The sequence below is a fragment of the uncultured Sulfuricurvum sp. genome (assembly GCF_937936435.1).
GTDB lineage: Bacteria > Campylobacterota > Campylobacteria > Campylobacterales > Sulfurimonadaceae > Sulfuricurvum.
In genome coordinates, this window is record NZ_CALDDG010000126.1 from 1 (window position 1) to 8350 (window position 8350).

Annotated in this window: 11 protein-coding genes; all 11 read left to right on the top strand. The window is 43.6% G+C overall.

All coding sequences use genetic code 11. From position 1 onward, the window contains the following. Positions 1-962 (top strand): nitrogenase component 1 (locus Q0389_RS11870; protein WP_298694398.1); only part of this gene is annotated, 962 nt, incomplete at its 5' end. A 52-nt stretch (positions 963-1014) separates the two neighbouring features. Continuing rightward, a complete protein-coding gene (locus tag Q0389_RS11875) occupies positions 1015-2019 on the top strand; it encodes a sensor domain-containing diguanylate cyclase (protein ID WP_298694400.1) in 1005 nt (334 codons plus the stop codon). A gap of 241 nt (positions 2020-2260) precedes the next feature. Then, positions 2261-3559: a nitrogenase iron-molybdenum cofactor biosynthesis protein NifN gene (nifN, locus tag Q0389_RS11880; RefSeq protein ID WP_298694402.1), complete on the top strand. Its 1299-nt coding sequence runs from the start codon at positions 2261-2263 to the stop codon at positions 3557-3559. Then, positions 3549-4001: a nitrogen fixation protein NifX gene (gene nifX, locus Q0389_RS11885; RefSeq protein ID WP_298694403.1), complete on the top strand. Its 453-nt coding sequence runs from the start codon at positions 3549-3551 to the stop codon at positions 3999-4001. Before nifN ends, nifX begins: the two co-directional genes overlap by 11 nt. A gap of 61 nt (positions 4002-4062) precedes the next feature. Continuing rightward, complete coding sequence (locus tag Q0389_RS11890; protein ID WP_298694406.1) at positions 4063-4515, top strand: NifX-associated nitrogen fixation protein; 453 nt, start codon at positions 4063-4065, stop codon at positions 4513-4515. An 11-nt stretch (positions 4516-4526) separates the two neighbouring features. Next, positions 4527-5042 (top strand): flavodoxin, encoded by a 516-nt coding sequence (locus Q0389_RS11895; protein WP_298694409.1) that lies wholly within the window; start codon positions 4527-4529, stop codon positions 5040-5042. Between the two features lie 38 nt (positions 5043-5080). Beyond that, on the top strand, positions 5081-5455 hold the full coding sequence (locus Q0389_RS11900) for a nitrogenase-stabilizing/protective protein NifW (RefSeq protein ID WP_298694411.1): 375 nt from the start codon (positions 5081-5083) through the stop codon (positions 5453-5455). After that, entirely contained in the window at positions 5412-5918 is a 507-nt protein-coding gene (locus Q0389_RS11905; RefSeq protein WP_298694414.1) for a nitrogen fixation protein NifZ, read from the top strand. Before Q0389_RS11900 ends, Q0389_RS11905 begins: the two co-directional genes overlap by 44 nt. 81 nt (positions 5919-5999) lie before the next feature. Then, positions 6000-6383 (top strand): 2Fe-2S iron-sulfur cluster binding domain-containing protein, encoded by a 384-nt coding sequence (locus tag Q0389_RS11910; protein ID WP_298694417.1) that lies wholly within the window; start codon positions 6000-6002, stop codon positions 6381-6383. Positions 6384-6507: 124 nt separating this feature from the next. Beyond that, a complete protein-coding gene (locus Q0389_RS11915; protein WP_298694419.1) occupies positions 6508-6798 on the top strand; it encodes a 2Fe-2S iron-sulfur cluster-binding protein in 291 nt (96 codons plus the stop codon). Between the two features lie 138 nt (positions 6799-6936). Beyond that, a complete protein-coding gene (gene rpoN, locus Q0389_RS11920) occupies positions 6937-8202 on the top strand; it encodes an RNA polymerase factor sigma-54 (RefSeq protein WP_298694423.1) in 1266 nt (421 codons plus the stop codon). Positions 8203-8350 lie beyond the last annotated feature (148 nt).

Consider the following 8350-nt stretch of genomic DNA (forward strand, 5'->3'; position numbering starts at 1 on the left):
TGGGCGATGACATCGATATGACGTGTAAGATGGGAAGTGAAAAACACGGAGTTCCGGTTGTTCCCGTTCACGCACCGGGATTTGTCGGAAGCAAAAATCTCGGTTCGCGTTTGGCCGGGGAAGCGGTACTCGAACATCTGATCGGAACGAAAGAGCCGGAACACACGACACCGTATGATATCAATCTGATCGGCGATTACAATGTTACGGGCGATATGTGGCAATATCTTCCCCTATTTGAAAAAATCGGTATTCGTATACTTAGCTCCATGAGCGGCGACGGACGTGTCGGCGACATCCGCTGTGCTCATCGGGCCAAACTCAATGTCATCGTATGCGCCAAATCATTGATTACGTTAACCCGAAAAATGCAAGAACAATACGGTATTCCTTGGATTTCCGTTTCGTTTTACGGAAAACGCGATACCACTTTCGCCATTCGTGAAATCGTCAATGCATTGGGGGATCCTGAACTGATCGCACGGGCCGAAACGGTTATTGCTGAAGCCGAAGCGGAGTTGGAAGGGAAATTGGCGCCGTATCGTGAATTGTTTGCCGGTAAAAAAGCGGTTTTGAACACGGGTGGAAATAAGGCATGGTCAATCGCTTCGGGATTGCAGGATTTGGGAATCGAAGTGGTAGCGACCAGTGTTGCCAAATCGACGCAGGATGATATCGATAAAGCACGCGAATATCTGGGTGAAAACGGCGTGTTGATGACAAAACCGGCTGCAGAGCAAGCCAAAGTCATCGATTCTACGGGCGCGCATATCTTGCTTGCCGGAGGGCGCAGTCTTTATACTGCGATTAAGAAGAAAATCTCGTTTATCGATGTCAATCAAGAGAAAAAAACGAGTTACGGCGGATACAACGGATTGCTTAATCTGGCGGAAGATTTGAAATATGCGTTTCGTAATCCCGTATTTGCCAATGTCGGGAAACCGGCTCCGTGGGAGAATTGATTTTTTGTTTCAAATAGCAATATAATTTCGCCATGTTGTTTGAAAGGTATGAATGATAGATTGTGAAAACTGTGAATCGGGACTTCCCCAAGATATTTTGATGAAAATTATCAAAGCACAGACAAAAATCGTCAAGATCGGTCATGAAATCAGCCATGTAATGAATGAAGTGGTTAAAAGTGCGATGGAATTGACGGCGAGTGACGGAGCGACGATTGAATTGTCCGAAAACGGGGGAATGATTTATCGTGCCGTTGTCGGAACACTTGAACCTTTTTTGGGGTTTAGCGTTCCGGTCGGCAATAGTTTATCCGGCTTATGTGTTAAAAATGGGCAAATACTTTATAGTGAAGATACGCAAAATGACGAACGGGTAGATAAAAAGGCCTCAAAAATTGTAGGGGCTGAATCTATGGTCGTCGTACCGCTTAAATACGGCGAACATAATGTTGGTGTATTGAAAGTCATCTCTTCGAAAAAAAAATACTATGACAATCAGACAATTTGTATTTTGTCGATGATGGCAGAAACCATGGGTGCGGCTATGTATCATTCAGGTGAATATTCGATCGATGAACTATTACTTAGAGCAACGAAAGACTCCATGACCGGAGTCGATAATCGTGCTTCGTTTTATGAAAAATTGCGATTATCGTTTTCCAAGCCGGCTGTCATCGGATTGATGATCGTCGACATGGACGGGCTTAAAACGATCAATGACACTTATGGACACCGTGCAGGCGATGAAGCGATAAAAGAATTAGCGTTACGTTTAAAAAAAGCTTCACGAAACGGTGATATTATTGCCCGCTTAGGAGGAGATGAGTTTGGCATTATCATATCTTCCGATGAGCCTATCGAAACGATAGAAGCGATTTTAGACCGTTTTCGAGATGCACTTTCCGGACCTTATTATTTTGAGGGAACACCTTTGAATTTTGGTGCAAGTATAGGCTTTGCTATTTATCCCGATGATGCTATTGATATGACCGATTTAATCGATTTAGCGGATAAACGGATGTATGAGTCCAAAAAACTTCGAAAATCGATACGGTAACGATTCCAAATAAAAATATCATCGAAGAATTACCCCTCAAAACTTCGGTGATAAAGTCGTTGCAATGCGGTACGATATGTGAGTTTCTTGAAAGCGCTGTCTGAGGTTATCGAAGCGATTTAGAAAAAAGCCCCGAAAGAGTAACGAACAAGTAACTTTCTCCTCTTATAATAATCTAAATACGTCCCAAATAGCCTTTCTCGCACACTTCTTGCATCACTGTTTTGAATAAGGAGTCGTTATGGAATTCTCCCTCTCTCGTCACGAACATAAACCGCTTCAGGTCAATCCGATCAAACACTCCCAGCCGATGGGGGCGACGCTCGCATATCTGGGCGTTAAGGGGTGCTTGCCGCTCATGCACTCGGCGCAGGGATGCGCGTCATATACCAAAGTCTTTTTCACGCGTCATTTCAATGAACCGATTGCCATTCACAATACCTCCGTCAGCGATATTACGGCTGTTTTGGACGGAGGAGACTATTCGATTTTGATGGCTATCGAAAATATTCAGAATAAAGAGAAAAATATGAAACCGAGTATGATCGGTTTACATACGACCGGATTGACCGAGACCAAAGGGGATGACGTCCGGGGTGTGGGAACACACATCGAGATACCCTATGTATTCGTCAATACTCCCGATTACGAGGGAGGGCTGGAAAGCGGATGGGCATTGACCGTCACTGCTATGATTGAGCAGCTCACCGAATCTGCATCGACGGTAAAACCTAATAAGTTGGTTATTTTGCCGCATGTCAGCTTGCAGCCGATCGAGATCGAAAAAATCAAAGCGGTATGCGAAGATTTCGGATTTGAAACGTATGCGCTTCCCGATCTTTCGACTTCGCTTGACGGATATTGGGAAGAGGGGCAGGGTAAATTAGCCAACGGCGGTATTACCGTCGATGAGATAAAAGCTCTCGCTACTTGTGCGACGGTGATTTCGATCGGACAGTCGATGAAAAAATCGGCTGAAGCTTTACGGAAAAAAAATCCTTCGATGGAACATATTCACTTCGATCATTTGATGGGATTGGATCAGAATGACAAATTTGTCGGTGCCCTTATGAAAATCCGACATACCGATCCTAAGCCGATGATTAAGCGGTGGAGATCGCGCTTGCAAGATGCGATGCTGGACAGCCATTTTCTTATCGGGAGTTCCCATTTCGTCATTACGGGCGAACCGGATATGCTTAGCGGATTATGTGCATTGATCCGAAGTGTCGGCGGGACGATCGATGCCGCCGTATCAACGACGTTTAGCGATGTTTTACACACCATAGAAGCGGAAAACGTCTTTGTCGGAGACTTGGAAGATGCGCGCCGTTTCTTCGATAACGCGGATATGGTCATCAGTAATTTTCATGCAGAACGAATCTTGCACTCATACCATAATACAGCACTTGTAATCCGTGGATTTCCTAATTATGAAGAGTTAGGCAATCAGCTAAAAAATGATCAGCTGTATGAGGGAAGCACGTACTTTTTGTTCGAAATCGCTAACGAATTGAGAAAGGTCAAACATGAACACTAAAATTACAATAGAAGGGAACGGGACAATGGAAAATGCTTTAAAAGTTGCTTTTGCAACCAAAGATATGGAAGAGATCAACGCCCATTTCGGCGGAGCAAAAGAGTTTGTAGTCTATAACGTTTCCAAAGACGGATTCAGCCTCTCAGAAGTGATCAAAACCGATACCAATGATGTTGAAGATGATGATAAAACCGATTTTCGTGTTCGTGCATTGAAAGGTATCAACATCATGTATTGCGAAAGTATCGGGGGAACGGCAGCGGCAAAAGTCATCCGTGCCGGAATCCATCCGATGAAAGTCAACGAACCGACATTGATCGAAGATGTTCTTAAGTCGTTGGTTCAAATGATCAACGGCAATCCTCCGCCATGGGTAAAACAAATTATCCAGATGCAAACGCCTCACGACGTACGGCAGGATCGATGGCAGGCTGAGAGTTAAGCTGCTTTTGCCGGGGAAAACTCGGCGAGAACATATATCATAAAACAGAGGAAGCAAAATAATGGAAGCAGAAACAACTATGAGCCCGTTTGGGATGGAGATCGTACGTCAGATTCGTGCACTGGATCAATTCGGTAACTGGGCAAGAATCTCGGATGAAGAGTTGCTTGTTAAAAAGTATGTCAAAACCAAAGAAGAACTCAAAGCGGTTCCATTGATCGCAGATATCGACGAAATGATGATTAACGACATCAAAATGATCTATAAAGCGATCGCTTTGTCATTTGAACGTCAAACGGGTGTCGTCTGTAACGTTATCATGGAAATGAGCCATGAAGGTTTCGGGCGCTGCGCGGTCATCGCAGATCGTATCTGTATCGTTAATAAATATTTTAAAGACGCACACCGTTTCAGCTATCGAACGCTTGAAGCGCTTTTCGAAGACGGAGATAAAACGTTGCAAAGCGCAATGGATATCTACGCAGAATATAAACCATGCATTAAACAAAACTAAAGGGGTAACATATGGCAAAAATCGGTATTTTTTTCGGTAGTAGCAGTGGTGTCACACGCGGTGCGGCAGAACTTTTACAAGAGCAGCTTTCGGGAGCGGAACTGATCGATATGGAAGAAGATTATGACGGGCTCGATCAGTTCGATGATTACGATGTTCTACTGATAGGATCATCTACATGGGGACAAGGTGACCCTCAGCGTGACTGGGTTGATCCTTTGTACGAATTGGATAACGACCGTCCCGATTTAAGCGGTAAAAAAGTTGCCTTCTTCGGTGCCGGCGATCAAAAAACGCATGGAGAGCATTTCTTGAGCGCTCTTGGAAAAATGCATGACCTTTTTGTGGGGCTCGGTGCAACCGCATACGGATCTATCCCGACCGCAGGATATGAATATGAATTTTCTCTTGCGGAAAAAGACGGAAAATTCTGCGGATTAGGAATCGACGACGTCAATCAAGAAGATTTGACTGAAGAGAGAGTTGTCAGTTGGGCAAACCAATTAAAAAGTGAAATGGGCTTGTAGACTGAAAGTTGCATAGTACATTGAACAAGGAGTATACGATGGGAACGTTAGCTGAATTTCAAAAAATAACCGATACTGAGGATTTTTTCGATTTTTTCGACCTCCAGTTCGATGAGCGTCTTGTGAACTCAAAACGTTTTCATATCATGAAAAAATTTGGTGAGTTGGTCGAAAAAGCCAACGGACATGATATGGGAAGCGATGAAAAATTACTTGAGTACTATAAATTCGCTTTGATTACGGTCTATAAAAATTTCGAAAACGGCTACAGCCCATCGGCGGCAGATGTGTGGGCAATGTTTGACAAACCGAGTGCGTGCGGTACGTGTTCGACATCAAGTAGTTGTAACGATGTAGAGGAGGTCAGTCATGGAGTCCACGCCTGCACAAGCCAAACAACCATCAGCTTCTGATTTTTTAGAAAAAAGGGCCGATTCGGCACAAGCCGATTTAGAGGCATCTGAGCATGACAGTGAATCAATGCCTATTAACAATGAGGCACGTAAAACGAATCTTTACAAAATGTCAACGAAGGATGAAATCCTTCCGTTATTTCGTATCGGCGAACGGGTTCGACTAACGAAAGCGATCCGAAATGACGGTACGTATCCCCACGCTAAAAACGGAGACGTTCTGGTTGAAGCGGGGGCGGAAGGGTATGTCCGAAAAATCGGAGATTTTTTACAGACAATACGTATTTATGAGGTCAATTTCATCGAAGAGGGACTTATTTTCGGTTGCCGTGAAGCGGAACTTGAAAGTGCGATCGAAGATGACGGCTACGATGAAGTGGCCGAGGAATTAAAATGGTTAAAAGAACATCGCGCCAAGCGAGCCGCCGAACAAAAGGCGCAATCTCAAGAAGGGGAGGAGTAATTCACTTTTTGGGATTTGTGCAAGCTGTATAAGACGTGAATGCCATGAGCGTGTCATACGGCAAAATTTGAGGAGGTTAAGATGGTCAATGTTATTTTCTGCGGCTTCGGTGAAGGCCAAGACAAACGTGTTTTTGCTAAAGCAGGTGATGTTCTGCTACGTGTTGCGCAAAGCAACGGTATCAATATCCCTACGGATTGTAAAGACGGTATGTGCGGAAGCTGTGCTGTTCGTGTCGAAGAAATCTCAAATGATGAAACAATAGCTTCAACAACCGAAGACTATTCATCTAAGGGTCAAGCTGTCTATATGGACGACAAAGAGCTTGAAACTCTTGTAAACATGGGTGCAATCACTAAAAAAGAAGCTGAAATCGCTCAACAATTCAATCGTCCTACTCCGGTTCGTTTGGCTTGTCAATGTGCGGTTAAAAATACTTCTATTTTGGTAAAACCGTTTAACTAATAAAGCTATTGCTCTATTGGCAGAATGTATATCAAGACATCTAAAATCATTAGTGCTCTTCGGAGCGGTATCTAAACGGACTGGTTTCGTTTAGCGTAAACATCATAATATAAAAGGAGTTGGGATGACAACACGTGTAGAAATTATGAATGACTTTTTGGCGATCAACGTCCATCCGGGCAAAACGATCCAAGATATCGTAGAAGCTTCAGGAAGTGCGCTTCCGTTCGGCTGCCGTGACGGTGAATGCGGTACTTGTGTCGTAATGATCGAATCAGGCATGGAGTATATGAGCGAAATCAACGAAAAAGAGAAAGCTGTTCTCAAAACTGTCGGTGAAACTAGCCCTAAAGCTCGTCTTGCTTGCCAAATGAAAGTAGTCGCGCCAAACGGATTGGTACGTATTAAATACTAATCTTCTCCCTTTTATTCAGCTTCGGCTGAATAAATTGCCTCTTTTTTAATCATATCTCTGCCTAAAAAAGCCCTATAATGTTACTATGAACAAGATATGCAGTCAATGAGACCGTTGAACTGATTTTAGGTAAAAATAATGCAAACAACACTTTCATATAAACAGAAACAATTACCAAGACTATCGATGCAGACTTGGCTGCCGCTATTACAATGCTCGTTGAATGATTTGGAAAAACATTTGCAGGTTATTACCAACGAAAATCCCTGTTTGGAAGTAAAATCGGGTTTTGAGCAGTCCAATGCACAAGCCGGAGGTTCGGCAGCTTACGGTGCATTTCAAAATTACGTTTCGAACGCTTCGAGCGATCAGATAGAGTGGCTCAGTATTTCGGCGACGTCGCTATACGAAAAATTGGACGAACAGATCGTAGCTCCACTTTTCCCGACCCCGATTTCACAAAAAATTGCGCGTCAGATCGTTTACTATATCAGTGACGAGGGGTATTTTGAAGGGAGTGTCGAAGAGATCGCCAAGCAGTGTGATACCGATGCCCATACGGTTGAACGGGTACGTCAGCGTTTCGCTCATCTCGAACCTTCAGGTGTCGGTGCAGTCGATTATAAAGAGTCGTTTCTATTTCAGCTGAACGATTTTGAATTGGATGATGAATTGAGTATTTTGCTCAGTGCGATGATTTTGCAATTTGATAAAATGGAAAAGTTTATCAATCATCCGAGACTCCATGACGCTAAACATATTTTGCAGCATCTTAAAAATCCTCCGGCTTTGGAGTACATGGAACCGGAAGCACAGATTACCCCTGACTTGTTTATCGAATTCATCGGTTCAGAACTCAATATTCGGATCAATCATGCGTTTTATCCCGATTTACAGGTCAATATGATCGACAAATACGATAATTTTGCAAAACAAAAATTCAAAGAAGCCCGTGAATTGGTCAAATTGCTGGATCTGCGTAAGGCGACTTTATATAACGTCGCTTTGGTTCTGATCGAGAAACAATATGCCTTCTTTATGGGGGGAGAACTTAAACCGCTTCGCCTCCAGGACGTGGCGGATGAGCTCGGCTTCAATGAATCGACGATTTCACGTGCGATCGCCGATAAATACATACAGACGGAGCGAGGGCTTTATGCGTTTAAAGACTTCTTTTCAAACTCTATCGGCGAAGTATCGACTTCGGAGATCAAACATTTTCTCCAACGCCTTGTGAGCAGCGAAAATAAGGATGATCCGTTCAGCGATAAAACACTCCATGAGATGATCGAAGAGCGTTTCGGGGTTAAAATGGTACGTCGCGTCATCGCGAAATATCGTCAGGAACTCGACATTCCCTCCTATAAAGAGCGGCAGTTTCTATACAAACTTGAGCTCCTGTAGGGAGCTTTCGCGCCTTTTCCCCGATTTTTAACGAATTTTATAGCTTCTTTCTTTTATAATGTCCTAATTTTTTTCGGTTATATTCCCAACATTTATTTCGTAGATCGGAAGAGCGTCGTGTAGGGAAAGAGTGTAGATCTCGGTGGTC